The organism is uncultured Ruegeria sp., assembly GCF_947497005.1.
Lineage (GTDB): Bacteria > Pseudomonadota > Alphaproteobacteria > Rhodobacterales > Rhodobacteraceae > Ruegeria.
The window spans coordinates 159577-184706 of the sequence record NZ_CANMFF010000011.1 but is presented as its reverse complement, the minus strand read 5'-3'; the positions used below and the strand labels follow the sequence as shown (position 1 = coordinate 184706).

Annotated in this window: 26 protein-coding genes; 18 read left to right on the top strand and 8 right to left on the bottom strand. The window is 58.0% G+C overall.

The annotated features are described in order from the left end of the window. Positions 1-243: 243 nt before the first annotated feature. From Q0816_RS26080 to Q0816_RS16615, 3 genes are all read right to left on the bottom strand, one after another. On the bottom strand, positions 244-690 hold the full coding sequence (locus Q0816_RS26080) for a DEAD/DEAH box helicase (RefSeq protein ID WP_367180515.1): 447 nt from the start codon (positions 688-690) through the stop codon (positions 244-246). Between the two features lie 178 nt (positions 691-868). Continuing rightward, the gene (locus tag Q0816_RS16620) at positions 869-2017 is read right to left on the bottom strand and encodes a fumarylacetoacetate hydrolase family protein (protein WP_298852595.1); all 1149 of its coding nucleotides are present in this window, start codon (positions 2015-2017) and stop codon (positions 869-871) included. Then, complete coding sequence (locus tag Q0816_RS16615) at positions 2014-2436, bottom strand: hypothetical protein (protein ID WP_298852593.1); 423 nt, start codon at positions 2434-2436, stop codon at positions 2014-2016. The genes Q0816_RS16620 and Q0816_RS16615 overlap by 4 nt, the downstream gene beginning before the upstream one ends. Positions 2437-2527: 91 nt before the next feature. On the opposite strand from Q0816_RS16615, the gene Q0816_RS16610 reads away from it, so the two are divergent. The 3 genes from Q0816_RS16610 (at position 2528) to rpsD (ending at position 4420) form a co-directional block, all read left to right on the top strand. Then, positions 2528-2845, top strand: coding sequence for a hypothetical protein (locus tag Q0816_RS16610; RefSeq protein ID WP_298852592.1), 318 nt, complete (start codon positions 2528-2530; stop codon positions 2843-2845). A 265-nt stretch (positions 2846-3110) separates the two neighbouring features. Then, on the top strand, positions 3111-3554 hold the full coding sequence (locus tag Q0816_RS16605) for a hypothetical protein (RefSeq protein WP_298852590.1): 444 nt from the start codon (positions 3111-3113) through the stop codon (positions 3552-3554). 245 nt (positions 3555-3799) lie between these two features. Further along, positions 3800-4420: a 30S ribosomal protein S4 gene (gene rpsD, locus Q0816_RS16600; protein ID WP_298852588.1), complete on the top strand. Its 621-nt coding sequence runs from the start codon at positions 3800-3802 to the stop codon at positions 4418-4420. Positions 4421-4547: 127 nt separating this feature from the next. Here rpsD and Q0816_RS16595 read toward each other — a convergent pair whose 3' ends face one another. Further along, the gene (locus Q0816_RS16595; RefSeq protein WP_298852587.1) at positions 4548-5009 is read right to left on the bottom strand and encodes an Lrp/AsnC family transcriptional regulator; all 462 of its coding nucleotides are present in this window, start codon (positions 5007-5009) and stop codon (positions 4548-4550) included. A 102-nt stretch (positions 5010-5111) separates the two neighbouring features. On the opposite strand from Q0816_RS16595, the gene Q0816_RS16590 reads away from it, so the two are divergent. From Q0816_RS16590 to Q0816_RS16575, 4 genes are all read left to right on the top strand, one after another. After that, positions 5112-6527, top strand: a complete 1416-nt coding sequence (locus tag Q0816_RS16590; RefSeq protein ID WP_298852584.1) for an aminotransferase class V-fold PLP-dependent enzyme — start codon at positions 5112-5114, stop codon at positions 6525-6527. A gap of 64 nt (positions 6528-6591) precedes the next feature. Next, positions 6592-7677 carry a histidinol-phosphate transaminase gene (hisC, locus tag Q0816_RS16585; RefSeq protein WP_298852581.1) on the top strand — a complete coding sequence of 362 codons (1086 nt, stop codon included), beginning with the start codon at positions 6592-6594 and terminating at the stop codon, positions 7675-7677. Continuing rightward, positions 7674-8594: a prephenate/arogenate dehydrogenase family protein gene (locus Q0816_RS16580; RefSeq protein WP_298852579.1), complete on the top strand. Its 921-nt coding sequence runs from the start codon at positions 7674-7676 to the stop codon at positions 8592-8594. Before hisC ends, Q0816_RS16580 begins: the two co-directional genes overlap by 4 nt. Beyond that, on the top strand, positions 8591-9424 hold the full coding sequence (locus Q0816_RS16575; protein ID WP_298852575.1) for an extensin family protein: 834 nt from the start codon (positions 8591-8593) through the stop codon (positions 9422-9424). Before Q0816_RS16580 ends, Q0816_RS16575 begins: the two co-directional genes overlap by 4 nt. On the opposite strand, the gene Q0816_RS16570 is transcribed toward Q0816_RS16575, so the two are convergent. Further along, entirely contained in the window at positions 9421-10419 is a 999-nt protein-coding gene (locus Q0816_RS16570; RefSeq protein WP_298852573.1) for a DUF2125 domain-containing protein, read from the bottom strand. The genes Q0816_RS16575 and Q0816_RS16570 overlap by 4 nt on opposite strands. A 67-nt stretch (positions 10420-10486) precedes the next feature. Here Q0816_RS16570 and Q0816_RS16565 point away from each other — a divergent pair, with 67 nt between their 5' ends. The 4 genes from Q0816_RS16565 (at position 10487) to Q0816_RS16550 (ending at position 14787) form a co-directional block, all read left to right on the top strand. Next, on the top strand, positions 10487-11017 hold the full coding sequence (locus Q0816_RS16565; protein ID WP_298852570.1) for a gamma-glutamylcyclotransferase: 531 nt from the start codon (positions 10487-10489) through the stop codon (positions 11015-11017). Positions 11018-11086: 69 nt separating this feature from the next. Beyond that, positions 11087-12265: a biopolymer transporter ExbB gene (locus Q0816_RS16560; protein WP_298852568.1), complete on the top strand. Its 1179-nt coding sequence runs from the start codon at positions 11087-11089 to the stop codon at positions 12263-12265. A gap of 3 nt (positions 12266-12268) precedes the next feature. Further along, on the top strand, positions 12269-14011 hold the full coding sequence (locus Q0816_RS16555; protein ID WP_298852566.1) for a peptidoglycan -binding protein: 1743 nt from the start codon (positions 12269-12271) through the stop codon (positions 14009-14011). A 338-nt stretch (positions 14012-14349) separates the two neighbouring features. Continuing rightward, a complete protein-coding gene (locus tag Q0816_RS16550; RefSeq protein WP_298852565.1) occupies positions 14350-14787 on the top strand; it encodes a hypothetical protein in 438 nt (145 codons plus the stop codon). 92 nt (positions 14788-14879) lie between these two features. Here Q0816_RS16550 and clpA read toward each other — a convergent pair whose 3' ends face one another. Both clpA and gloB read right to left on the bottom strand, forming a co-directional pair. Further along, complete coding sequence (gene clpA, locus Q0816_RS16545; RefSeq protein ID WP_298852563.1) at positions 14880-17204, bottom strand: ATP-dependent Clp protease ATP-binding subunit ClpA; 2325 nt, start codon at positions 17202-17204, stop codon at positions 14880-14882. 174 nt (positions 17205-17378) lie between these two features. Then, on the bottom strand, positions 17379-18146 hold the full coding sequence (gene gloB / locus Q0816_RS16540; protein WP_298852561.1) for a hydroxyacylglutathione hydrolase: 768 nt from the start codon (positions 18144-18146) through the stop codon (positions 17379-17381). Positions 18147-18207: 61 nt separating this feature from the next. On the opposite strand from gloB, the gene Q0816_RS16535 reads away from it, so the two are divergent. From Q0816_RS16535 to Q0816_RS16505, 7 genes are all read left to right on the top strand, one after another. Further along, positions 18208-18942: a class I SAM-dependent methyltransferase gene (locus Q0816_RS16535; RefSeq protein ID WP_298852559.1), complete on the top strand. Its 735-nt coding sequence runs from the start codon at positions 18208-18210 to the stop codon at positions 18940-18942. A 303-nt stretch (positions 18943-19245) separates the two neighbouring features. Next, positions 19246-19806, top strand: a complete 561-nt coding sequence (locus tag Q0816_RS16530) for a F0F1 ATP synthase subunit delta (RefSeq protein WP_298852557.1) — start codon at positions 19246-19248, stop codon at positions 19804-19806. After that, positions 19807-21345, top strand: a complete 1539-nt coding sequence (atpA, locus tag Q0816_RS16525) for a F0F1 ATP synthase subunit alpha (RefSeq protein WP_298852555.1) — start codon at positions 19807-19809, stop codon at positions 21343-21345. A 15-nt stretch (positions 21346-21360) separates the two neighbouring features. Beyond that, positions 21361-22239 (top strand): F0F1 ATP synthase subunit gamma, encoded by an 879-nt coding sequence (locus Q0816_RS16520; RefSeq protein WP_298852553.1) that lies wholly within the window; start codon positions 21361-21363, stop codon positions 22237-22239. A gap of 20 nt (positions 22240-22259) precedes the next feature. Continuing rightward, positions 22260-23684, top strand: coding sequence for a F0F1 ATP synthase subunit beta (gene atpD, locus Q0816_RS16515; RefSeq protein WP_298852551.1), 1425 nt, complete (start codon positions 22260-22262; stop codon positions 23682-23684). 12 nt (positions 23685-23696) lie between these two features. Next, a complete protein-coding gene (locus Q0816_RS16510) occupies positions 23697-24107 on the top strand; it encodes a F0F1 ATP synthase subunit epsilon (RefSeq protein WP_298852549.1) in 411 nt (136 codons plus the stop codon). Between the two features lie 115 nt (positions 24108-24222). Continuing rightward, positions 24223-24573, top strand: coding sequence for an H-type lectin domain-containing protein (locus tag Q0816_RS16505; RefSeq protein ID WP_298852547.1), 351 nt, complete (start codon positions 24223-24225; stop codon positions 24571-24573). Positions 24574-24617: 44 nt separating this feature from the next. On the opposite strand, the gene rpiB is transcribed toward Q0816_RS16505, so the two are convergent. Next, on the bottom strand, positions 24618-25067 hold the full coding sequence (rpiB, locus tag Q0816_RS16500) for a ribose 5-phosphate isomerase B (RefSeq protein WP_298852544.1): 450 nt from the start codon (positions 25065-25067) through the stop codon (positions 24618-24620). Positions 25068-25130 lie beyond the last annotated feature (63 nt).

Here is a 25130-nt window from a genome sequence, read left to right as displayed (position 1 = left end):
AGCGTCAGAAAATCCAAAGCAGCCCGTTCAGACTACAATTGATCCACTGGATCAATTGCTTAACGTCTTCACCTCGACAGGCTCATAACCTGAAGGGTGAGGAAGAATAGAGATCGATCCAGTGGATCGATCGCCTGACGAACGCGCAACGCGCAGGACCAGAGGTTCAAATCCTACTCCCGCAACCAAATATAACCTCAGAAAACAAACACTTAATCCTGTAACCCAAGGGAATTCTCGCCTTCACCCAGTGACCCCAGATGCAGGGGGAAGAAAGCGAAGGTGCGTGGGTTCGTTGCGCAGAACGAAGTCGAACTTCTTGGGTGTTGCTACCACAATATCGCGTTCGCAGATCGCGTCTTCGTCAAACCCACGGACCCAGACGCTGCGGTGGCGCGCCATGATCGTTATCCTAAGTGGACCGAACGTCATTTGTAGCGTGGTTTCCGTTTGGGCAAAGAAAGCACGAAGAGGTGTGACAGAAACCACCTGTCGTCCTGCGGCATGACAACGTAATATGCTGAGCTCCGCTGTGCGCGGTACTCCGGCGCTTGTCGGCAGAGACACAATAAGATCGTCAGATTGATCAATCGCATGGACGGCTGCCTCGATTTGCGATGGCAGAGGTCGATTTCGGATTTTGGTCGCTGCTGAAACGACGCTATGAACATCTCTCGGAGACCTCGCCATTCAACAGCATCGTCGCCTACTGGTTGGAGTGGCACCCTCTTAGGAAAGAGGCTCTACCAAAGGTCTGTCAGCAAGTGAACAGTAACGCGATGAGAACACCATTGCGACAGACGGTTAGGCGCCCCCACACAACAAAGCTCTTTCTGCTGTCAGACGCTCCGCGCCCATTTCTTGCCCCTTATATTAAATGTCGCGACACGAGGTTCTTCATCAATGCGCCGGTTCCAAAGCCCCAGGGCGGACATTCTGTCGACAACCGGACTGTGTTGGAAAGCGTGCCAAGCTCGGGATTGCATATTTCCACGACATCGCCCAGCTTATGGGTGAACCCCTCGCCAGGGGTGTCGCGATCTTGAGTCGGGGCGAAAAGTGTCCCGAGCATCAGGAAGAAACCATCCGGATATTGATGATGTGCACCTTGGGCTTGACCCACAAGATTCTCGGGATCGCGGCTGATCTCGGACATGGAACTGGTGCCGTTCAGCACAAAGCCATCTCCCCCGATCACGCGCAGGGTCAGCTCGGCGCGGCGTACGTCATCAAGATCAAAGCTTTCATCGAACAACCGAAGCATCGGACCAAGTGCGCATGAGGCATTGTTGTCCTTTGCCTTGCCCAGCAACAGCGCTGAACGCCCTTCGACATCGCGCAAATTGACGTCATTGCCCAGAGTTGCGCCTTTGATCGTACCGGTACTGTCAATCGCCAGAACCATTTCAGGCTCGGGATTGTTCCAGGTGGACACCGGGTGCAAACCGACACTGGCCCCAAACCCGACAGCTGACATGGCCTGCGATTTGGTAAAGACCTCGGCGTCGGGGCCGATGCCAACTTCAAGGTATTGCGACCACATGTCTTCGGCGATCAGCGCGTCTTTGAGGGCCATGGCCTTGTCCGATCCCGGTACAACCGAACGCAGGCTGTCGCCCAGGATTTCGGTGCATCGCGCACGGATCGCGTCGGCTTTGGCAGGATCGCCCTTGGCCTGTTCCTCTATCACGCGTTCCAGCATTGATGACACAAAGGTCACGCCGCAGGCCTTGATCGGTTGCAAATCTGAAGGCGCCAGAAAGCGAGGTTTGGCGGGATCCGGTGTTTCGGTCGAGTTTTCAGCGATATCGGACAGGCTCCCAATATCGGTCCCTTGCGCGTCGCGGGCCACTATCGCCGGATTGTCGTGCTCCAGCAGAGCTTGCATGGTGGGCTGTTCTGGCGATGAAATGTCAACCAGACGGTCGCCTCGCCTTGCCACTACAGCAGGGCCTTGCACATCAGGCAACCAAATGCGCCCAACGAAAGTTCCCGTCTCAGGAAGGTTCAGTGTCATTCGGTATTTCCCAAAGGTAAGAGTTTGGCCAGTAGCGCGGTGGCCCGGGTACGTTCCAATGTAAACCATATATGATCAAGGCCTTGGATCACAAATTGGCTCGCGTCTTGTGGTTGCGACACCAAAACACCACCATGGGTTAACCAGCCAGTCGAGCAATACCAACCGGGCAGCGCTTGTATGACTGACGCAAGCACGATTTTTCGCAGCAACCCGTTGGGGTTATGCCGGTCTGAACTGTAAAGAAACCGGGTGAGATGCGACTTGTCCGGGTACCCCGGGAAATAAGTCAATTTTAACGACGAACCTGTGCCTGTCACTAAGATGTTCTTTGGCCACGTGAGAACGACGGTGAAAAAAGCGGCCGCGATGGCGGTTGATTTAACCTGCTGCGGGCTGTGCAAAAGCCGTTCATCCATACGCTTTCTTTTAAGGGAAGGAGGGTGGGGCGATCCTCATCGTGGATTGATTTTACAAGGTTCGCATGGCGTGTTTCGAGGGCATGAGCCAGTGAGAGCCCCCCCCGGGCATTTTCCGGGACTGCGTTCGCAGGATTTGGCGTTTTCGGTTCCGCCCAGCTATTGCTGCTCAGCACCGATCCGGTGGTCAAAGGTGGACGGATTCACCGGGATCATCGATCACTGGCTGTCGGATAATCAGCAGTGGCCGTGCAACCCAACGTCGCGTTGGACAATACCAAATTTCGGCTGGCTCAAGGCACAGGAGATCACCGTTGCGGCTATTCCTCTGATCGCCACGCGCTTGTCTTTTTCGGGCGAACTGGCCTGGGAACTGTACGCGTCAAGCGACCTGCTGGGCGGGTTATAGGACAAGCTGTGGGAGGCGGGTCAACCCCACCAGGAATGGCGCCGTGTGGCCAACCTGCATGGCCCATACCCAAGGGTCTTCCTTTGCGCAGTCAAACGCGCCACAGACGTCAATTGGTGGTCATGAAACACGACAAACGGCATGAAACACTGAGTCACATTAACAACATTCTTGTGATTGCTGCAGTTCTGTCTCTTTTCCGCCGGATTTTGTACTGATAAGTGAGAGATTGAATGTTGGGGTGTTAGTAAGTGCGAGTGGGCAGATGAGAGCCGGAACAAACGGTCAAATAGCTATTTCTTGGTGCCAGACGGAAATTGACGGGCTTGAGGATTCGCCTCTTTCCTGTTTGGCGATCGGGGCAGCATGGTCATGGCGCGGACAGGCGGTTGTCCTGAGCGCTGTTGCCGAGCAAAGCGTCGAGCAAATGGGAAACGCCCGAGGCGTTGCAACCCATGTAAACAACCACTTTCCGATTGTCCGAGAGATATCCGGCCATGTGACCGGTGCTCTTACCCTTACCAACGGTGCGCAGAAATTCTCAGCCAGCGTTGTTGTCGATGGCAAAGACGCCGCACCGACCCTCGTGTTCGACGGCGCTTGCCCGCCGCGCGATGAGGATTTTTGGGTTTTCGAAGTGACCGAGCTTGCGATGATCCAGAAACCGGTCGCAGAGCGCGGAGCGACCGTTATCTCTTTCCCGACTTGAACGCAGCGTGACACGTCGCTATTGGGCAGTTTCCTGTTGGCGCGATCACCTGTCCGCATACCTGGATCGATTTTCTGAACTATGCTGAATGCCGTGTTGACTCTGCCGGTTTTGCGGATATAAGCGCGGCTTCATTGGTGTTGGTGGCCCCTGCAAGGGGATGCCTGTCATGGGGGAAACCTCAAGAGGACAACGCCCTTCATAGTGGCCCTTAGGGGCTTCGACTTTAACGAAGGAGATCAGCCGTGACCAAACGCACGTCTGCCAAGCACAAAATCGACCGCCGCATGGGCGAAAACATCTGGGGGCGTCCGAAATCCCCGGTCAACCGTCGCGAATATGGCCCCGGCCAGCACGGCCAGCGCCGCAAGGGCAAACTGTCCGATTTCGGTATCCAGCTGCGCGCCAAACAGAAGCTGAAAGGCTACTACGGCGATCTGACTGAAAAGCAATTCCGCCGCATCTACTCTGAAGCCGAACGTGTTGCAGGCGACACCGGCGAAAACCTGATCGGTTTGTTGGAACGCCGCCTGGATGCCGTCGTTTACCGCGCCAAATTCGTTGCAACCGTCTTTGCAGCGCGTCAGTTCGTGAACCACGGCCACGTCAAAGTGAACGGCAAGCGCGTCAACATCCCGTCCTACCGCGTCAAGGAAGGCGACGTGATCGAGGTCCGCGACAAGTCCAAACAACTGGCTGTTGTTCTGGAAGCTGCCGCTCTGGCCGAGCGTGATGTTCCTGACTACATCGACACCGATCACTCGAAAATGACCGCGACGTTCGTGCGCGCACCGGGCCTGAGCGATGTGCCTTACCCGGTTGTCATGGAGCCGAACCTGGTCGTCGAATTCTACGCGAAGAACTAATCTTCGCCGAAATCGAATTCCGAAAGGCCGCGCACTTGCGCGGTCTTTTTTTGTTGGTGGGGGGCTCTGCCCCCATCTCGGCGGGCCGCGATTCCCCTGAGGTACTTTTGGCCAGATGAAGTGCGGATCAGATTGGCAGCGGTCTACCCTCGGCGATCGCTTCCATTGCGAAATACGAGGTTACGCTGTCCAGCTCGACCTTTTCAATCAGTCGTTGATAGACCTTGTCATATGACGCCATATCCTGTGTTACGACTTTCAATTGATAGTCGTAATCTCCGCCGACCCGATGAAAATCAACAACCTCGGGGATCGTCAGAACGTGTCTGCGAAAGGCCTGAAGCCATTCGGCGGAATGATGTCTTGTGCGCAGCATGACAAAGACGACAAGGCTCAACCCTAGTTTCTCACGCGCGATGCGAGCGGTGGATCCAATCAGGACGCCATTTTCGTTCAAAGCTTTTAAGCGTCGCCAGCAGGCATTTTGTGACAGGCCAACACGATCCGCCAGTTCACGCTGAGACAAGGTGGCATCCTTTTGAAGCTCTTTTAGAATACTTGTGTCAACTTGATCTAGTTTTGATGCCATACCTGATCATATGACACAAAAATTTTGAAATCTACGCAAAGATAGGGGAAGTTTCCGCATGGTTAATAAATCACATTGATAGGGCAGTTAGGAGCCAATGACATGACCCTGTCCAAATTTCGTGCGGAACTCCGTTCCACCACTCACAATTCCAATCTGCGCGATGGGCTGATCGGAGAGAATGTTCTGATCCCGGGCTTGCACAGGGACGTGCCGCTTGTCTACGCGGATTACGTCGCCTCGGGCCGTGCGCTGCGGCAGGTCGAAGACTTTGTCGCGCAACATGTGTTGCCGTTTTACGCCAACAGCCACACCGAGGCCTCCTATTGCGGATCTTACATGACACGTCTGCGCCGTGAGGCGCGCGAAGAGATAGCCCGCCTTGTTGGCGCGAGGGGAGAGGACGCGGTGATCTTCACCGGGTCCGGTGCCACGGCGGGGCTCAACCGGTTGGTCAGTCTGCTAGGGGTGGCAGAGGCTGCCCAGCCGGTTGTTTTAATCGGTCCGTACGAGCATCATTCAAACATTCTGCCATGGCGGGAAAGCAAGGCGCGCGTGGTAGAAATCCCCGAAGGGGACGGCGGAGGTGTCGATCTACAAGCGCTGAAAGGCGCGCTGGAGGCGCATGTCGATGCTGATCTGCTGATTGGATCGTTTTCGGCGGCGTCCAATGTCACCGGCATCATAACCGACCCCGATCCCGTTACCCGTTTGCTCAAGGCGCATGGCGCTTTGGCAGTTTGGGATTACGCCGGGGGCGGGCCGTACCTGCCGATGGATATGGGAGCAGAAGATGCGCGCAAGGATGCTATCGTGGTTTCCCCACATAAATTCCCTGGTGGTCCGGGCGCGTCCGGTGTCTTGATTGTGAACCAGACTGCAGTGCAGCGGAAATGCCCCAGCTGGCCCGGTGGCGGAACAGTCAGTTTCGTTTCACCCTGGCGCCACGACTACAGCGCTGATCTGTCTACACGGGAAGAGGCGGGAACACCCAACGTGATCGGAGACATTCGTGCGGCGCTGACCTTCATCGTCAAGGATGTCGTCGGAACGGAAGAAATCGCCCGGCGCGAGACGCAATTCAATCAGATGGCTCTGAACGGGTGGAAGGACAACCCGAACCTGACCTTGCTTGGGGTCGAGAACCCGCATCGTCTGCCGATCTATTCTTTCCTTGTCCGGGACAATTCCGGGCAGCCCGTGCATCAGCAACTGTTCACCCGGATGCTCAGCGACATCTACGGCATTCAGGCACGAGGCGGTTGTGCCTGCGCGGGGCCTTACGCGCATCGCTTGCTGGGCATCGATCGAGCGACGTCGGAAAAACTGCACGCAGCCTTGTCGGCAGGGGAAGAGATGAAAAAGCCCGGTTGGGTACGGCTGAACTTTTCGTATCTGATGAGCGAGGAAACAGTTCAGTTCATCATCGACAGCGTCAATGACCTGTCTCATCGGACAGAAGAGTTCGCGCCGTATTATAATGCCGACCCGGCGACCGCACGCTTCAAAGCCGCATGATGGAATTGCTGCTTTTCTCAACCCGTTGAGACAGGTATGAGAGGCCCAGTCAACGGAGCCTCTCATGACCAAGATCACCCCACAACCCGGCATTATGGACATCGCACTCTATCAGGGCGGGCAGTCGCATGTGGCCGGTGTGGAGCATGTGATCAAGCTGAGTTCGAACGAAAACCCCTTCGGGCCAAGCCCCAAGGCAATTGAGGCTGTGCGCAATAGCGCGGCCACATTGCATCGTTATCCCAGCACGGATCACGCGGACCTGCGCGCGGCCATCGGCGCGCGTCATGGGCTGGACTCAGCGCGCATCATCTGCGGTGTCGGCAGCGATGAAGTGCTGCAATTCATCGCGCAGGCCTATGCGGGGCCGGGGGATGAGGTGATCTATACCGAGCATGGGTTTTCGATGTACCCGATCATTGCCCGCATGGCTGGCGCGACGCCGGTCATGGTGGCCGAGCTTGACCGCAAGGTGGATGTGGATGCCATTCTGGCCGCTGTGACGGGGCAGACGCGGATCGTATTTGTCACGAACCCCGGCAACCCGACCTCGACCATGATCTCGAACGACGAACTGGAACGCTTGGCGCTGGGTCTTCCCGATACCTGCCTGATGGTTTTGGATGGCGCTTATGCTGAGTTTGTTGACGGGTTCGATGGCGGCGCGTCGCTGGTCGACGCCCATGAGAATGTGATCATGACCCGCACTTTCTCTAAAGTGTATGGGTTGGGCGGCATGCGGGTTGGCTGGGGCTATGCGCATCAACCGATCATTGACGTTCTGAACCGGGTGCGCCAACCCTTCAACCTGTCACTGACCGCTCTGACCGCGGCAGAGGCCGCAGTGAACGATGTTGAGTTTCTGTCCTTTTGCCAATCTGAAAACGCACGGCTGCGTGTGTGGCTGTCGGATGAGTTGGCTAAGATCGGCGTTCCCTCGGACCCGTCCTGTACCAATTTCGTCCTTGCGCGTTTTTCCGATAGGGCCGAGGCCGAAGCCTGCGACGACCACCTGAAAACGCAGGGTTTGATTGTCCGCCGGGTTGCAGGCTACAACCTGCCGAACGCCCTGCGGATCACTGTGGGCGACGAAGAAGCCTGCCGCCGTGTCGTTGCGGCGATCACAGCATTCAAAGAGGGCGTAGCATGAGCCAGATTTACGACCGCGTTGCTCTGATCGGGCTGGGCCTGATTGCCTCGTCCATGTTCTGGGCGATCAAACGCGCTGGTCTGGCCGGAGAGGTGACGGGGTATGCCCGGTCTGAGGCGACCAGGGATACCGCGCGCAGGATCGGATTGTGTGACCGCGTGTGCGATACGGCGCGTGAAGCTGTAGAGTGCGCTGATCTGGTCGTGCTTTGCGTCCCTGTGGGGGCTATGGGCGCAGTTGCAGAAGATATCGCGGCGGTTTTGAAGCCCGGCGCGACCGTTTCGGATGTGGGCTCGGTCAAGCGGCACGTCATTCAGGCGGTTCAGCCGCATATCCCCGAAGGTGTCCATTTCATTCCCGCGCACCCTTTGGCCGGGACCGAGCATTCCGGACCGGAATCGGGTTTTGCCGAACTGTTCGACAATCGCTGGTGCCTGTTGGTGCCGGTCGAAGGATCTGACCCGGACGCCGTAGCCCGCCTGCGAGCGTTGTGGGAAGGAATGGGATCCAGTGTCGATGAGATGGACGCAGATCACCATGACTTGGTTCTGGCCGTAACCTCTCATGCACCGCACCTGATCGCCTACACGATGGTCGGCGTAGCGGATGATCTGCGCCGGGTCACCGATAGCGAGGTCATCAAATACTCGGCTGCCGGTTTTCGGGATTTCACCCGCATCGCAGCTTCGGACCCGACCATGTGGCGCGATGTGTTTCTGTCCAACAAGGACGCGACGTTGGAAATCCTTGGCCGGTTCACCGAAGAGCTGTTTGCCCTGCAACGCGCCATCCGCACCGGCGACGGTGAGCATTTGTTTGACTACTTCACCCGGACCCGTGCTATTCGTCGCGGCATTATCGATGCCGGGCAGGACACGGATGCACCGGATTTCGGGCGGGGAAAGGCAAGTTCATGAGTTTGCGCTGGAGGTTTATTCTGATCGGGGTCGTGGCTTTGGGCGCTGTGACAGTTCAGGCCGCGCCTCTTGACCAGTCTCTTGTGCCGCTCACGCGCCCCTCGCTGTCTCAGCAGGCTGTAAACACGCCTGTTGTCTCTGATGTTATCAAACTGCGTCCGGTCTCGCGTCCGGTTTCACCGCAAGTTTCGGCCGCTGCTGCGCGTCCGTCGGAACTGCCGCTTCTTGGACCTGACACGTCTCTCATGCCCTATTTGCGGCCTGAGTCGGTCGAACAGCAGGTGCTGTTCAAAAGACGCAAGCTGCGCAAAGGATCTGTTTGCGGCGATATTGCTATTCAAGGCAAACCTGTTGGCAAAGTCGGCAGCAAGAACTCGGCCTGCGGCGTAAAGGATGCGGTGCAGATCACCTCGGTGTCCGGAGTGGTGCTCAGCCGCCCATCAACGATGGATTGCGGCACCGCCATTGCGCTGAACAAATGGGTCGACAAGACGGTCAAGCCCACCTTCAAACGTCGCGGCCCCGTGGTCGAATTGCAGGTGGCGGCGCACTATGCCTGCCGGACCCGCAACAACCGCAAGGGCGCGCGGATATCCGAGCATGGCAAGGGGCGAGCCATCGATATCTCGGGGTTCAAGATGGCCGATGGCGAAGTTGTGACCGTCCTCAGCGGATGGCGCAAGAACCCATCTCAGAAACAGCTGAAGAAGATCTGGCGCGGGGCTTGTGGCCCGTTTGGCACCGTTCTGGGCCCAAACTCGGATCGCTATCACAAGGACCATTTTCACCTGGATACGGCCCGTTATCGCAGCGGTCCCTACTGCCGCTAACGCAGGATCAGGCGCGGGGCAGGGCCTAGAGGCAGAGGACCGAGCGCCACAAATCCATCCCGAAAGTTCAGCTGCAGGTCCAGCGCGTTTGGATTCCCACCCAATCCGGCCAGAAAGTTCAGCGCCCTGGTGACGGGGTCGACCGCCTGATCGGGCAGGGCGCCCGCCGCATTTGCCATGGCGATCATATCGCGCCAGTTCTCGGCTTTCACGGCGATCTCTCCGGCGGGTATGCCTTGGGCGTCCACGTCCAGATCGCCGGTCGCGAACAGGCGCAACTCACCCCATTTGATCTCGACCAAACGCAGGTCGATGGCCACGGGCTGCGGTCGGCTGTCTTCCAATGCGGACCTGTCCCAAACCTTGTCGAAAGTGGTGACCATGTCCAGTTCCAGCGTTTCAAAGCTTTGCGGCAACGAGGTAGCCGAGTGCATCAGTGCCCGCAGTTTCTCCCCTGGCGTGAACCCATCCGCGCGGGCAGTGATGGCATAGGCTTCGGGCTGTGACGCCTGTTCCATGATCAGGCTCAGCGTGTCTCCGGAAGCCAAGGCGGTGGTGTTTTCCGTCACCGACCAGATCCCGGCTGTCAGCGCCATTTTCTCGAGCACGAGTGAGACACCGGGTTGCAACTGTAATTCTGCAAGCAGTTCATCTGCCACAATTATCGATGTCTGGTCGAAATACGACAGGCGTTGCGGCGTATCGGAGAACCGCAACACCTGGCGACCGGGCCAGATGGCGGGGCTTTTGAATTCGATCCAGTCCGCGCTCCACGCTGTGCCGTTCACCGGATCGGCCAGCGCCGGATTGTTCAGGCGGGTCAGGTGATGGGTTGGATATCCTGCCGTCGCGACATCCGAGAAATCCGCTTGCCAGCCTCGTGCCTCCTGTTGGTCGAACCAACTGGTGATCGCGGTGCGCAGGCCATAGCCGGCCACGAACCAATATGCGCTCCATGCCAGGGTAACAAAAATCAATACTCGTAACAGACGCATCTGAAATGGCCCTTTTTCCTGCCTCGGAATTGATGTTTATAGGCCCAAACAGGCAAGGACCAGTGCAATGACGATGTGGGTTTTCGGATATGGATCGCTGCTGTGGAATCCGGGCTTTCCGGTGATGCGCAGCGAACGCGCGACGTTGCACGGCTATGCCCGGTCCTTCTGCATGAGTTCGATCCACCACCGCGGGACCGAAGAAAAACCGGGACTGGTGCTGGCGCTGGATGAACAGGTGAACGCAAACTGCACCGGTTTGGCCCTTGCCGTCGAGGCAGGCCATGAAGACCGTACCCTGCACGAGCTGCGCGAGCGCGAGCTGATTTCATCGGCTTATGTTGAACGCATGCTGGATGTGCATCTGGAAAACGGCGAAATCGTAAACGCCGTGACCTATGTGATCGATGCGGACCACGTCCAGTATTGCGGCGGGATGCCGTTGGAGGATCAGGCCCAGATCATCGCCCATGCGGTTGGCGGGCGCGGTCCGAATGACGAATACCTGTACAACACCGCCGAGCATCTGGCCGAGATCGGACTGCGTGATCACGATCTTGAGTGGTTGGCGCAACGGGTCCGCAGTATCACCGCATAAACTCTTGGCGTCACGAGCGTAATTTCGCTAGATTCGACGCAGAGCAGGCAATAACCGGGAACCACGCGCATGGCGCAGGCACATCAGGGCGCGAGACCCCAATTCTCGCATCCAACTCGACAAATCTTGTTGATGTTGATGGCGATCGGCCTGTCCGGGCTGGGGGTGTTTCTGGCGCTGCCTTATGTCTTGCCGGTTTTCTTTGCCAATCCGTATCTGAATGGCTTCATCCTGCTGGTATTTTTTATCGGCGTGTTGGCTTGTTTCTACCAGGTCTTGCAGCTGATCGGGTCTGTGCGCTGGATCGAGGCCTTTGTCGGTGGCGTTGTTCGCGAAGATGCCCGCACTCCGCAATTGCTTGCGCCCTTGGCTTCATTGCTGCGCGAACGAGGGGCGCGGTCACAGATCAGTTCTACCTCAACCCGTTCCATTCTGGATTCCGTGGCCGAGCGGGTCGAGGAAGAGCGGGAAATTACCCGTTATATCACCAACGTGCTGATCTATCTGGGTCTGCTGGGCACCTTCTTTGGTCTGGCAACAACCGTACCCGCCATCGTCGATACCATCCGCAGCCTGAACCCGCAGGAAGGTGAGGAAGGACTGGCGGTTTTCAACCGCCTGATGACCGGGCTCGAGGCGCAGCTGCAAGGGATGGGGGTTGCATTTGGCTCGTCATTACTGGGTTTGGCCGGATCGCTGATCGTTGGTCTGCTGGAAGTTTTTGCGGGGCACGGTCAAAATCGTTTTTATCGCGAGCTCGAAGAATGGTTGTCCTCGATCACCCGCGTCGGTTTTGCGGGCGGTGAAGACGGCGGTGCCGAAATCGCTGTGCTCACGCCTGTTCTCGACGCCATGTCAGAACAGATGGATGCGTTGCAGAATCTGTTTTCGACTCAGGAAAGTGAGCGGGCAGAAGTTTCGGCCAAACTCGGACAATTGGTCGATGTGATTGGTGAGATGAACAATCGTCAGGCCAGTACCGAAACTGTCACCTCGGCTTTGGAGCGAGTGGCTCTTGGGCAGGACGCATTGCTGGATCACATGCGCGATCATGGTTCAGGTGAAGGCATAGACGCCGAAAGCCGGATGCGCCTACGCTCGATGGACGTGCAGCTGCTGCGTATTCTCGAAGAGATATCGGCTGGTCGACAAGAAAGCATGAACGAATTCCGCAAGGATATCGAACTGCTGGTCAAGGCTCTGACCCTGCCGCGCGGCGCAGTGCGCACCACGCCGGAAGGAGAGTAACCCATGGCGCTGTCCCGCCGCACCGGTCAACGGTTTCAGGGCTCAGTCTGGCCTGGATTCGTGGACGCGATGACGGGGCTGCTGATGGTACTGACCTTCGTTCTGACCATCTTCATGGTGATTCAATTCGTGCTGCGCGAAACCATTTCGGGGCAGGAAGATGAGCTGACCACGCTGGCGGACGAAATCGCAGCACTAGCGGGCGCGCTGGGCTTGGAAGAGCGTGAAAACAGCCGGTTGCAAGCGCGTCTCGGGGCGTTGAATACAACCCTGTCGCGGGCCGAAGACGATTTGGCCCAGGCTCAGTCGCTGATCGCATCACTGACAACCGAACGTGATCGTCAGGACGCCGCGCTGGATCAGGCACAGACGCGGATCACAAAGTTTGAAGCGCAGGTTGCGGCCCTTCTGGCCGATCAGGAACAGGCGCTGGGCGATATCACGGCGCTTGAAACACAGCGTGAGCAACTGCTGAGCGAGCAAGAAGCACTGAACCTCGCCTTGGCGCAAAGCCGTGACGAAATCGATGCGCAGACCGAGGCTGCCCGGCTGGCCGCCGCCCGCCGTGAAGCGCTGGAAGCTCTGGTGGCGGATCTGGAACAAAGCGGTGAGAAACGGGCTGCTGAAATTACGGCTCTGGAACAGCAGTTAAGCGAAGAAGAAGCCGCCCGACTGGCCGAAGCCGCCGCTGCCGAGGCATTGCGCAACCGTTTGCAGGACGCTGATGCCGAGCTGACTGCCATGACACTGGCCTTAGAAGCGCAGCGCAAGGAGGCCGAAGGCACATTGACCCTTTTGGCCGCCGCGCAAGCCGCGCGGGCCGAGCTTGAGCGACAATTCGGTGACGTAAACCCAGACGAGTTGCGAGCCCAGCTTGAAGCCGCCTTGCAAGCGCAGACGCAGGCGCAGACTGATGCTGATGAACAACGCACTTTGGCTGAGCAGAGACAAGCCCTGTTGGCCCTCGCCGAAACGACGCTTTCGGAGGAGAAAGAAATCTCGGTTGAGGCGCAGCGCGAAGCAGCCTTGCTGAACCAGCAGATTGCCGCCCTGCGGGGACAGTTGGGGTCGTTGCAGGCATTGCTGGACGATTTCGAAGAACGCAATGCCACCGCCGAGGTGCAGATCCAAACCTTGGGGCAGGACTTGAACGCCGCGCTGGCGCGTGCTGCATCGGAAGAACGCAGGCGTCGCCTGCTGGAAGAAGCGGAACGTCTGCGCCTTGAGGCCGAGGCCGAGGCGTTGGCCGGTCAGAATCAGGAATTGACGGCGCAGGCGGAAGACCTGCAACGCTATCGATCAGAATTCTTCGGTCGACTGCGGGATGTTCTGGGCGATCAGGACGGAGTGCGGATTGAGGGTGACCGATTCGTGTTCTCGTCCGAGGTTCTGTTCCCGACGGGTTCAGCCGTGCTGTCCGCAGAAGGGCGGCAAGAGGTTGCCAAGGTCGCCAACATCCTGCGTAGTGTGGCGGCTGAAATCCCTTCAGGTCTGAACTGGGTGATCCGGGTCGATGGCCACACCGACAACGTCCCGCTGGCCGGTTCAGGCCGGTATCGCGACAACTGGGAACTCAGCCAGGGTCGGGCGCTGTCAGTTGTGCGCTATATGGTCGATGCGCTGGGTATCCCGCCCAACCGTTTGGCGGCCAACGGGTTTGGTGAGTTCCAGCCGGTCAATCCGGCTGACACGCCCGAGGCCCGTGCGCAAAACCGACGGATCGAGCTGAAACTGACTGAGCGGTGACGACATCAACCGTGTTCTGATCTGTCATCCACGCTGCTTTTTTCTGCGCAGATTATTGGCGTACATCTGGTGAAACGGGATGGGCGCAGCCCTATATCCGTATCAAAGGTTGATCGGGGCTGCGGAGGAACAACAGGGCAACAGATGTACGCATTGCGGTCGAAAAGGCTCTGCGTGCGCCCTATCAGCGTGTGACACTGTGCCGGACTCTGCGAGGGGACCGGTTCTGGCTGAAACGGGTCGAACGTTTCGCGCCCCACCTCTGGCTGGTAAAGCGAAAACCCGAGCAGGCGTTTGACCGCGATCGGTGGTCTCATCGATTCTTATGGGATTACGGTATGCCTGTTCCCAGAATCGTAGCTGAAGACGACGGGTTTATGGCTGTTGAGGATGCCGGTGTCAGCTTGACTAAACTCTGCGGGACCAATTTTGTCACGACTGCCGAGAAACTCAAAGCGTGCCGTGCGGCAAGACATGCTCTGGCGCGTCTGCATTCGGCGGGCTTCGCTCATGGACGCCCTGCCTTACGGGACATGTGTTGGGACGGGCGTCAGATACGGTTCATTGACTTCGAATATTTCGTGCCTGCCGAAGCCGGGTGGCTTCGCAAATTCCGCGATGTGGGTATCGCGCTCCTGTCGGCTCTGTGTCGGCGCGGTGACGAGGTGCGTTATGCCTATTGCATCCTGACCGAATATTATGCGGCAAGGCGCAGGCAGCTTCAGGTTTTCCGGGTGCTTTGCCCGGTGCGAAACCGCCAGTCTCGTATCCGGTAATTATAGCAAAGCGGCCATGTCCTGGTGATGCCGCCGCAAATAAAAAACCCGCCCTGATCGGCGGGTTTTCTGTTTTAGGTGTCCATCGGCACTCAGTCCGCAGTCAACAGCGGGGGCTTGTCCCCTGGAATGCGCCGCTGATCCGGGCCGAGAATTTCCAGGTCCAATTCGCCCTTCTTGACCGAGACCCGCACCACGCCACCCTTGGCCAGTTTGCCGAAAAGCAGTTCCTCGGCCAGCGGTTTCTTGATGTGCTCTTGGATGACACGGCCCAGCGGTCGCGCACCCATCTTGTCGTCATACCCTTTATCGGCCAGCCATTCGGCGGCTTTGGGCGTCAGATCAATGGTCACACCGCGATCCAGCAGTTGCGCCTCAAGCTGCAGAACGAACTTTTCGACCACTTGCAGGATGACCTCTTTCGGCAGCGGTGCGAACGAGATCACGGCATCCAGACGGTTGCGGAATTCCGGGGTAAACATGCGCTCGATCGCGGCGGTGTCTTCGCCTTCGCGACGGTCGCGACCGAAACCGATGGCAGCTTTGGCCTGTTCCTGCGCGCCCGCGTTTGAGGTCATGATCAGAACCACATTGCGGAAGTTTACGGTACGGCCGTTGTGATCCGTCAGCTCGCCGTGGTCCATCACCTGCAACAGGATGTTGAACACGTCCGGGTGCGCCTTTTCGATCTCGTCCAGCAGCAGCACGCAATGTGGATGCTGGTCGACACCGTCGGTCAGCAGACCACCCTGATCGAACCCGACATAGCCCGGAGGTGCACCGATCAACCGACTGACCGCGTGTTTTTCCATGTATTCAGACATGTCAAAACGCAGCAGTTCCACGCCCAGCGTATCCGCCAGCTGTTTTGCAACTTCGGTCTTACCGACCCCGGTCGGACCGGCGAACAGGTAATTCCCGATGGGTTTTTCAGGCTCACGCAGACCTGCACGCGCCAATTTGATCGCGCTGGACAGCGCCTCGATGGCCAGATCTTGACCAAACACCACGCGTTTCAGCGAAGCTTCGAGGTCTTTGAGCAGCTCGGCATCGTCTTTGGTGACGTTCTTGGGCGGAATGCGGGCGATCTTGGCGACAACCGCTTCGATTTCCTTGACCCCGATGGTCTTGCGCCGCTTGCTTTCCGCAACCAGATGCTGCGCCGCGCCGGCCTCGTCGATGACGTCGATGGCCTTGTCGGGCAATTTGCGGTCGTTGATATAGCGGGCCGACAGCTCCACCGCGGTCTTGATCGCATCAGCGGTGTATTTGATGTCGTGATGTTCTTCAAAATAGGGTTTCAGACCGCGCAGGATTTTCACACTGTCTTCGACCGAAGGTTCATTCACGTCGATCTTCTGGAACCGGCGGCTCAGCGCGCGGTCTTTTTCGAAGTGCTGACGGAATTCCTTGTACGTCGTCGAGCCCATAGTGCGCAGTTTGCCGCCCTGAAGCGCGGGCTTCAGCAGGTTCGAGGCATCCATTGCCCCGCCTGAGGTCGCACCGGCACCGATCACGGTGTGAATTTCGTCAATGAACAGGACCGCGTCTGGGTGATCCTCCAACTCTGTTACGACCGCCTTCAGACGCTCTTCGAAATCACCGCGATAGCGGGTTCCGGCCAGCAGCGCGCCCATGTCCAGTGAATAGATCGTGGTGTTGGCCAGCACATCGGGGGCCTCTCCGCCGATGATCTTATGCGCCAGGCCTTCGGCGATGGCGGTTTTACCAACGCCGGGATCCCCCACCAGCAGTGGGTTATTCTTGCGGCGGCGGCACAGCACCTGAATGCAGCGCTCCACCTCATCCGAGCGGCCAATCAGCGGGTCGACATCGCCAGCGCGGGATTTCGCGTTCAGATCGACGCAGTATTTCCCAAGCGCGCTTTCTTTCTGTTCGGTCTCGCCAGACGTGGTCTGGGCGTCTTCTTCTACGTGATCCGCGCCGGATACCGAGCGGCTTTCGCCATAAGCGGGGTCTTTGGCCACGCCATGCGCGATGAAATTGACCGCGTCGTAACGGGTCATATCCTGTTCCTGCAGGAAGTAGGCGGCATTGCTTTCGCGTTCAGCGAAAATGGCGACCAGTACATTGGCGCCGGTCACTTCGGTCCGGCCCGAGCTTTGTACGTGGATCGCGGCACGCTGAATGACGCGCTGGAACGCGGCCGTTGGAACGGCTTCGGATCCGTCGATATCCGTGACCAGATTCGAAAGATCTTCGTCGATGAATTCGACCAGAGTGTTGCGAAGTTCGTCCAGATCGACGCTGCAGGCTTTCATGACCCGGATCGCGTCAGGCTCTTCCAGAAGCGCCAGTAGCAGATGCTCCAGCGTTGCAAATTCATGTCGCCGTTCATTGGCAGCCGCAAGGGCCGCGTGGATGGCTTGTTCCAATGTGCTCGAGAATGAAGGCACGCGGGTGCTCCTCTGTATTGGGTCAGAAGGGGGCGAGCTTTCGGCCGGAACCCCATCCCAACCATGTCCTCATACTATTAGAGTTTGGTTGATCGTGCCCCGGCTTCAAGGGTTTTCTTGCTCTTGACAGTCACATTTGTTGTGACCGTGGCCGTGAAGAGGGGCAAATAGGCATCAAAACCGGTCTTTTCTACCCCGAATCTCTGCAAAAACGACCTCGGGGTCGGCTCCAACCATACCAAGATGCGCCTGAATCGCCGGATCAGCAGCCCTCAGAAACGGGTTTGTGGCCTTTTCAAGGGCCAGAGTCGAAGGAACGGTTGCCTTACCAGCGGCGCGTGCACGGTCGATATCAGCCACACGATCTTTCAGGGCCTGGTTGTCAGGATCGACTGTAATCGCAAATTTGGCGTTGGATTGTGTGTATTCATGGCCCGAACAGACCAGTGTGTTGTCCGGCAGAGCGGCAAGTTTGTTCAAAGACACCCACATTTGCGCCGGTGTGCCCTCAAACAGGCGCCCACAGCCAAGCGCCATCAGGCTGTCAGCTGTAAACACGGCCGCGCTTTGCGGCATATAGAAGGCGATATGGCCGTCCGTGTGCCCGGAAACGTCCAGCACCTGAACTGGTTCGCCGCCGATGTCGAAACTTTCGCCTTCGGTAACCTGCTGGTCCAGCGGTGGCAGGCGATGCGCGTCAGCGGCGGCACCGATGACCTTTGCCGGGTGTTCGGCCAGGATTTTCGCCAATCCGTCTACGTGATCCCAATGATGATGGGTCAACAGCACGTGTGACAGCGTCCATCCCCGATCATCAAGCACATTTAGAACCGGTGTGGCTTCGGGCGCATCGATCAGGGCGGTCTGGCCATTGACGGCATCATGAGCCAGAAAGGCGTAATTGTCGCTGAGGCATGGGATTGTAACGATTTCAAGAGGCATGGCCTTTTGCCCTTTCATTGCTAGACTGCGCCCAGCTAAGCCGATTGACCGGATGTCCGCAATGCATCTTGATGTGCAGGATCTGAGGAATTTCTACTACCGCAGCACCCTGGGGCGTGCGGCGCAGGCGGCTATTCGTGGTCGCCTGACCGAGCTTTGGCCCGAAGCCAAAGGTCAGACAGTCGCCGGGTTCGGTTTTGCCGTGCCATTGCTGCGCCCCTATCTGGCCGATGCACGCAGGGTGCTCGGGCTGATGCCCGGCCCGCAGGGCGTGATGCCATGGCCCGCTGGTATGCCCAATGTCTCGGTCCTGACCGAAGAGACGCTCTGGCCGATTGAGACCGGCCATGTGGACAAGCTGGTGGTGATGCACGGGCTGGAAACGTCTGAGCGGCCAAACCAGTTGCTGGATGAATGCTGGCGTGTTCTTGGACCCGGCGGCAGGGCCGTTTTCATAGTTCCCAACCGCGCGGGCCTTTGGTCGCGTTCGGATAAAACTCCGTTTGGATTTGGGCGCCCTTATTCCGCCACTCAGCTGGAAAACCAGCTCAAGGCGCATCACTTCCTGCCCGAGGCACATTGCTCGGCTTTGTACATGCCGCCGTCTTTTCGCCGGTTTTGGCTGAAATCCGGCAGCCTGATTGAAAAGACCGGCCAGCGAATGCCGACCGTGATGGCAGGCGGTGTGCTGATGGTCGAAGTCAGCAAACGTATCCGTCCGCCCAGCGGCAACATCACCAAGGATGCTGTCAAAAAACCGATCAAGGCGCTGGATGGTTTGTTGAAGCCCGCATGACAATCACGGGCATTACCATGCGATAAAATCGCGGGAAAAAAGTCACAGGAATCGCAAAAACCTGCATATTCGTAACATTTTTCAACTGGGTCGATGTGTTCAAACCGTCGCACTTGGTGTAAGTAGTTGAAAAGTAATGATTTGTGGATAAATCTGTTACCGCTATAGCGTATTGCTTGGTTGGTTCACCTCTGTTACATCCCCGGTGATTTTGATCCCCGCCCTTTATGGACGGGGTTTCTTCACGCCCCCGGGGTAGCTGCCGCACGCGAATTCGGGGCCCAAAGTATCGGAAGGGTGGACGTGTCCGAACCAGCTTCGATTTCCACAGGCATTGCCGAGCGCTATGCCACAGCGATTTTTGAGATCGCAAAAGAGAATAATGACCTTGCAGGTCTGGAATCCGGCATCAATGATTTGACAGCAGCACTGGGCGACAGCATCGAGTTGCGCGACCTGATCGCCTCGCCGTTGGTTTCCCGCGTTGAACAGGAAGGCGCGATCACTGCAATTGCTGACAAGATGGGCCTGCATGCCATCCTGCGCAACACGTTGGCTTTGATGGCACAGAAACGCCGCCTGTTCGTTGTGCCGCAGCTGGTGCAAGTTCTGCGCGACATGCTGGCGGATCAGCGCGGCGAAGTGACAGCGGATGTCGCATCGGCCAAGGCGCTGACAAAAACTCAGATGGATAAACTGTCCAAGACGCTGTCCGAGCGTGTGGGCAAAACCGTGACAATCAATGCGACCGTGGATGAAAGCCTCATCGGCGGTCTTGTCGTTAAAGTGGGCTCGAAGATGATCGACAGCTCGATCCGTTCGAAGCTCAACTCCCTACAGAATGCAATGAAAGAGGTCGGATAAATGGGAATCCAAGCTGCAGAGATTTCTGCAATCCTGAAGGACCAGATCAAGAATTTTGGTCAGGAAGCCGAAGTGGCCGAGATCGGCCGCGTGCTGAGCGTCGGTGACGGGATTGCCCGTGTATACGGCCTGGACAACGTGCAAGCGGGTGAAATGGTCGAATTCCCCGGCGGCATCATGGGCATGGCGCTGAACCTGGAAAGCGACAACGTTGGTGTCGTTATCTTCGGGTCCGACCGTGACATCAAAGAAGGTGACACCGTCAAGCGCACGAACTCAATCGTGGACGTTCCGATTGGTAACGGTCTGCTGGGTCGTGTTGTTGACGGTCTGGGCAACCCGCTGGACGGCAAAGGTCCCATCGAATCGACCGAGCGCGGCGTTGCAGACGTTAAGGCGCCGGGCATCATCCCGCGTAAATCGGTGCACGAGCCGATGGCAACCGGCCTGAAATCGGTTGACGCGATGATCCCGATTGGCCGTGGCCAGCGGGAACTGATCATTGGTGACCGTCAGACCGGTAAAACTGCTGTTGCTCTGGACGCGATCCTGAACCAGAAAACCTACAACGAAGCAGCAGGCGACGACGAGTCGAAGAAGCTGTACTGCGTTTACGTCGCGATCGGTCAGAAGCGTTCGACCGTTGCCCAGTTGGTGAAGAAACTGGAAGAATCCGGCGCGATTGACTATTCGATCGTTGTGGCTGCAACCGCGTCCGACCCGGCACCGATGCAGTTTCTGGCACCCTATGCCGCAACCGCGATGGCCGAATTCTTCCGTGACAACGGCCGCCACGCGCTGATCATCTATGATGACCTGTCGAAACAGGCTGTGTCTTATCGTCAGATGTCGCTGTTGCTGCGTCGTCCGCCCGGCCGTGAAGCCTATCCTGGTGACGTTTTCTACCTCCACTCCCGCCTGCTGGAGCGTTCGGCGAAGCTGAACGAAGATTTCGGCGCCGGTTCGCTGACCGCTCTGCCGGTGATCGAAACTCAGGGTGGTGACGTTTCCGCGTTTATTCCGACCAACGTGATCTCGATCACCGACGGTCAGATCTTTCTGGAAACCGAGCTGTTCTATCAGGGTATCCGTCCTGCCGTGAACACCGGTCTGTCGGTTTCGCGTGTGGGCTCGTCTGCTCAGACCAACTCGATGAAGTCGGTTGCCGGTCCGGTTAAACTGGAACTGGCGCAGTATCGCGAGATGGCTGCGTTTGCGCAGTTTGGTTCCGATCTTGACGCCGCGACCCAGCAGCTGCTGAACCGTGGTGCCCGTCTGACCGAACTGATGAAGCAGCCGCAGTATTCGCCGCTGACCAACGCTGAAATCGTCTGCGTCATCTTCGCCGGTACCAACGGTTACCTCGACAAGATCAACGTATCCGATGTTGGCCGCTACGAGGCTGGCCTGCTGGCGCATCTGCGCGGCAAGCACGCCGACCTGCTTCAGTGGATCACCGACGAAGATCCCAAGATCAAGGGCGACGCTTCCGACAAGATCAAGGCTGCGATTGACGAATACGCCGCAACCTTCGCTTAAGGGAGAGGCGGGCATATGCCAAATCTTAAGGATCTTAAAAACAGGATCGAGTCGGTCAAATCGACCCGCAAGATCACCAAGGCCATGCAGATGGTCGCGGCTGCAAAACTGCGCCGCGCCCAGGAATCAGCCGAAGCCTCGCGACCCTATGCCGAGCGGTTCAATGCCGTGATGGCGGGGCTGTCGGCATCGGTCGGGGGCAGCGACAGCGCCCCCAAGCTGCTCCGGGGTACGGGCAGCGATGATGTCCATCTGCTGGTTGTCATGACAGCTGAACGCGGCCTGTGTGGCGGCTTCAACTCGAATATTGCCAAGCTGGCCCGTGTCAAAGCGGAAGAGCTGCGCCTCAAAGGCAAGACGGTCAAAGTTCTGACCGTCGGCAAGAAAGGCCGCGACGCGCTCAAGCGTGATCTCGGCGATCTGTTCGTGGGCCATGTCGATCTGAGCGAGGTCAAGCGTCTGGGGTACACCAACGCGCAAGACATCGCCAAGGACGTCCTTTCCCGTTTCGACGGGGGTGAGTTCGACGTTGCCACGATCTTCTATTCGAAGTTCGTCAACGTTGTGACCCAGATCCCAACGGCACAGCAGATCATCCCCGCCTCGTTCGAGGACGAAGCGAAGGGTGACGACAGCGGTGCCATCTTCGATTACGAGCCCAGCGAAGAGGCCATTCTGGCCGACCTGCTCCCCAAGGGGGTTGCGACCGCGATCTTCTCGGCTCTGCTCGAAAACGGGGCCTCGGAACAGGGTGCACGGATGTCCGCAATGGACAACGCGACACGCAACGCGGGCGAGATGATCGACAAGCTGACGATCCAGTTCAACCGCTCGCGTCAGGCCGTGATCACCAACGAGCTGATTGAAATTATTTCCGGCGCCGAAGCGCTGTAGAGACTAACCGGAGACGAAACATGGCGAATGCAAAAGGCAAAGTCACACAGATCATCGGGGCCGTCGTCGACGTGCACTTCGAAGATCAGCTGCCTGAAATTCTGAACGCGCTGGAAACCGAAAACAACGGCAAGCGTCTGGTGCTCGAAGTGTCGCAGCACCTTGGTGAAAACACTGTGCGCTGTATTGCGATGGACGCGACCGAAGGTCTGGTCCGCGGTGCTGCAGTGACCGACATGGGCGCGCCGATCTCGGTGCCCGTTGGTAACGCCACGCTGGGTCGCATCCTGAACGTTGTTGGCGACCCCATCGACGAAAAGGGTCCGGTTGAAGCCACCGAAACCCGCGCCATCCACCAGCCCGCGCCGAGCTTTGCGGAACAGTCGACCGAGTCGGAAGTTCTGGTGACCGGCATCAAGGTTGTTGACCTGCTGGCCCCCTACGCCAAAGGCGGTAAGATCGGCCTGTTCGGCGGCGCCGGCGTTGGTAAAACCGTTCTGATCATGGAACTGATCAACAACATCGCCAAAGTGCACTCGGGCTTCTCAGTGTTCGCCGGTGTTGGTGAACGGACCCGTGAAGGCAACGACCTGTACCACGAGATGATTGAATCGAACGTGATCAAGCCGGACAATCTGTCGGAATCGCAAGTTGCCCTGGTTTACGGTCAGATGAACGAACCTCCGGGTGCGCGTGCGCGTGTTGCTCTGACCGGTCTGACCTTGGCCGAGCAGTTCCGCGACCAGTCCGGTACCGACGTTCTGTTCTTCGTCGACAACATCTTCCGCTTCACGCAGGCGGGCTCCGAGGTTTCGGCTCTGCTGGGACGTATTCCTTCGGCTGTGGGTTACCAGCCGACGCTGGCCACCGACATGGGCGCCCTGCAGGAACGCATCACCTCGACCAAGTCGGGCTCGATCACATCCGTGCAGGCGATCTACGTGCCTGCGGATGACCTTACCGACCCTGCGCCTGCAACTTCGTTTGCGCACCTGGATGCGACCACCGTTCTGAACCGTGCGATCTCGGAAAAGGGTATTTACCCTGCGGTTGACCCGCTCGACTCGACCTCGCGTCTGCTCGACCCGGCCATCGTTGGCGAAGAGCACTACAAGGTTGCGACCGACGTTCAGCAGATCCTTCAGCGCTACAAGTCGCTGCAGGACATCATCGCCATCCTCGGCATGGACGAACTGTCGGAAGAGGACAAACTGACCGTGGCCCGAGCCCGTAAGATCGAACGCTTCATGTCGCAGCCGTTCGACGTGGCGCAGGTCTTCACCGGCAGCCCCGGTGTTCAGGTTCCTCTGGATGTCACCATCGCGTCGTTCAAGGCCGTTGTGGCCGGCGAATACGATCACCTGCCCGAAGCGGCCTTCCTGATGGTTGGCGGCATCGACGACGTGATCGCCAAAGCGGAGAAGATGGCCGCAGAAGCCGCCTAAGGAGCACACCTGATGGCAAACACGATGCAATTCGACCTCGTCAGCCCCGAGCGGAGCCTAGCTTCGCTCAGCGCGACCGCGGTCCAGATTCCCGGCGCGGACGGGGACATGACGGCGATGCCCGATCATGCCCCCACCATCACTACGCTGCGCCCCGGTCTGCTGAAGGTTGAGGCACCCGAAGGGTCCAGCGAATACCTGGTCACCGGCGGTTTTGCCCAAATCAACGGCGACAGCTTGTCGGTTCTGGCCGAAAAGGCCATTCCGGTAGCGGAAGTGACCCGCGCACAGCTGGACGAGCTGATCGAAGACGCCCGCGCCTCGCACGAGGCCGCCAAGGGTGGCGATGATCAGACCATTGTCGACGATGCTGCCAAGCTGCTGGCCGACATGGAAGCGCTTGGGACGCATATGAGCCTGTAATCAGGCTTTTCAGTGAAAGACTTGAGCGGCCTCGCATTTGCGGGGCCGTTTTTTTGTCGTGCTTTTGCCAAAAAGCCGGGATAAGTTGCGGGAATTCAAGAATAATGATGACAAAATGAAAAAATTCCTAACCCATCCCATTGGAGTTGATCAGGGCGAAGAAGTGCTGTTTTCGGAATTTGCCGAAGGCGGTGAGATGTGGACCGGGCAGGGCCCTCGCGAACGTCGCACATCCATTCAATTCAAAGAACCATTTCGCACCCCGCCTGCCGTTCAGATCGGAATATCGCTTTGGGATGTCGACACGTCCTCGGCGCTGCGGGCCGAAGTGCAGGCCGAGAACATCACCACCGAAGGCTTTGATGCGGTGTTTCGGACATGGTCCGACACTCGGATCGCCCGCATCCGGGCAAGCTGGACCGCATTAGGAGAGGTGGCCCACCCGGACGACTGGAATATTTCCTGACCCGGGTCTGCCGTTTTTCAAGCGTTTGAACTGTTGCGCTTAACTCAGTCGTCCTGCGCTTCGATCATGTCCACACGTGTGGCGTGGCGGCCGCCTTCGAATTCGGCATCCAGAAACGCATCCACGATATCCAATGCCTGACCTTCACCGACAACACGGGCGCCAATCGACAGCATGTTGGCGTCGTTGTGCTGGCGGATCATGCGGGCCGAGAACGCGTCTGAACACACACCGCAGCGAATGCCCGGCACTTTATTGGCGGCCATCATGATGCCCTGACCGGTACCGCACAGGATGATGCCCAAACCGCAATCACCTGACGCGACAGCCTGCGCTGCGGCCTTGCCATGTTTGGGGTAATGGGTGCTCTCGGGTGTCGTCGGACCGATATCGACCACGTCCCAGCCTTGCTGGGAAATGTGATTGGCCACGGCCTGGCGCAGCTCGATCGCTGCGTGGTCGCTGGAAAGGACAATGCGCTTGCTTGCGGTCATGGAGATCATTCCACTTGTTTTGCCGATCGGCTCGCAGCCATCGCTTTAAACCTGCAAAGGGGT

Coding starts and splice junctions, on each gene's coding strand:
- Q0816_RS16570 (WP_298852573.1), bottom strand. CDS start 10,419: ATGCGTCTGTTACGAGTATTGATTTTTGTTACCCTGGCATGGAGCGCA.
- Q0816_RS16620 (WP_298852595.1), bottom strand. CDS start 2,017: ATGACACTGAACCTTCCTGAGACGGGAACTTTCGTTGGGCGCATTTGG.
- Q0816_RS16520 (WP_298852553.1), top strand. CDS start 21,361: ATGCCAAATCTTAAGGATCTTAAAAACAGGATCGAGTCGGTCAAATCG.
- Q0816_RS16560 (WP_298852568.1), top strand. CDS start 11,087: ATGGCGCAGGCACATCAGGGCGCGAGACCCCAATTCTCGCATCCAACT.
- Q0816_RS16535 (WP_298852559.1), top strand. CDS start 18,208: ATGCATCTTGATGTGCAGGATCTGAGGAATTTCTACTACCGCAGCACC.
- Q0816_RS16565 (WP_298852570.1), top strand. CDS start 10,487: ATGACGATGTGGGTTTTCGGATATGGATCGCTGCTGTGGAATCCGGGC.
- gloB (WP_298852561.1), bottom strand. CDS start 18,146: ATGCCTCTTGAAATCGTTACAATCCCATGCCTCAGCGACAATTACGCC.
- Q0816_RS16605 (WP_298852590.1), top strand. CDS start 3,111: ATGAGAGCCGGAACAAACGGTCAAATAGCTATTTCTTGGTGCCAGACG.
- Q0816_RS16580 (WP_298852579.1), top strand. CDS start 7,674: ATGAGCCAGATTTACGACCGCGTTGCTCTGATCGGGCTGGGCCTGATT.
- Q0816_RS16590 (WP_298852584.1), top strand. CDS start 5,112: ATGACCCTGTCCAAATTTCGTGCGGAACTCCGTTCCACCACTCACAAT.
- Q0816_RS16555 (WP_298852566.1), top strand. CDS start 12,269: ATGGCGCTGTCCCGCCGCACCGGTCAACGGTTTCAGGGCTCAGTCTGG.
- rpiB (WP_298852544.1), bottom strand. CDS start 25,067: ATGACCGCAAGCAAGCGCATTGTCCTTTCCAGCGACCACGCAGCGATC.
- hisC (WP_298852581.1), top strand. CDS start 6,592: ATGACCAAGATCACCCCACAACCCGGCATTATGGACATCGCACTCTAT.
- Q0816_RS16505 (WP_298852547.1), top strand. CDS start 24,223: ATGAAAAAATTCCTAACCCATCCCATTGGAGTTGATCAGGGCGAAGAA.
- Q0816_RS16575 (WP_298852575.1), top strand. CDS start 8,591: ATGAGTTTGCGCTGGAGGTTTATTCTGATCGGGGTCGTGGCTTTGGGC.
- Q0816_RS16595 (WP_298852587.1), bottom strand. CDS start 5,009: ATGGCATCAAAACTAGATCAAGTTGACACAAGTATTCTAAAAGAGCTT.
- Q0816_RS16510 (WP_298852549.1), top strand. CDS start 23,697: ATGGCAAACACGATGCAATTCGACCTCGTCAGCCCCGAGCGGAGCCTA.
- atpA (WP_298852555.1), top strand. CDS start 19,807: ATGGGAATCCAAGCTGCAGAGATTTCTGCAATCCTGAAGGACCAGATC.
- atpD (WP_298852551.1), top strand. CDS start 22,260: ATGGCGAATGCAAAAGGCAAAGTCACACAGATCATCGGGGCCGTCGTC.
- Q0816_RS16615 (WP_298852593.1), bottom strand. CDS start 2,436: ATGGATGAACGGCTTTTGCACAGCCCGCAGCAGGTTAAATCAACCGCC.
- Q0816_RS26080 (WP_367180515.1), bottom strand. CDS start 690: ATGGCGAGGTCTCCGAGAGATGTTCATAGCGTCGTTTCAGCAGCGACC.
- Q0816_RS16550 (WP_298852565.1), top strand. CDS start 14,350: ATGCCTGTTCCCAGAATCGTAGCTGAAGACGACGGGTTTATGGCTGTT.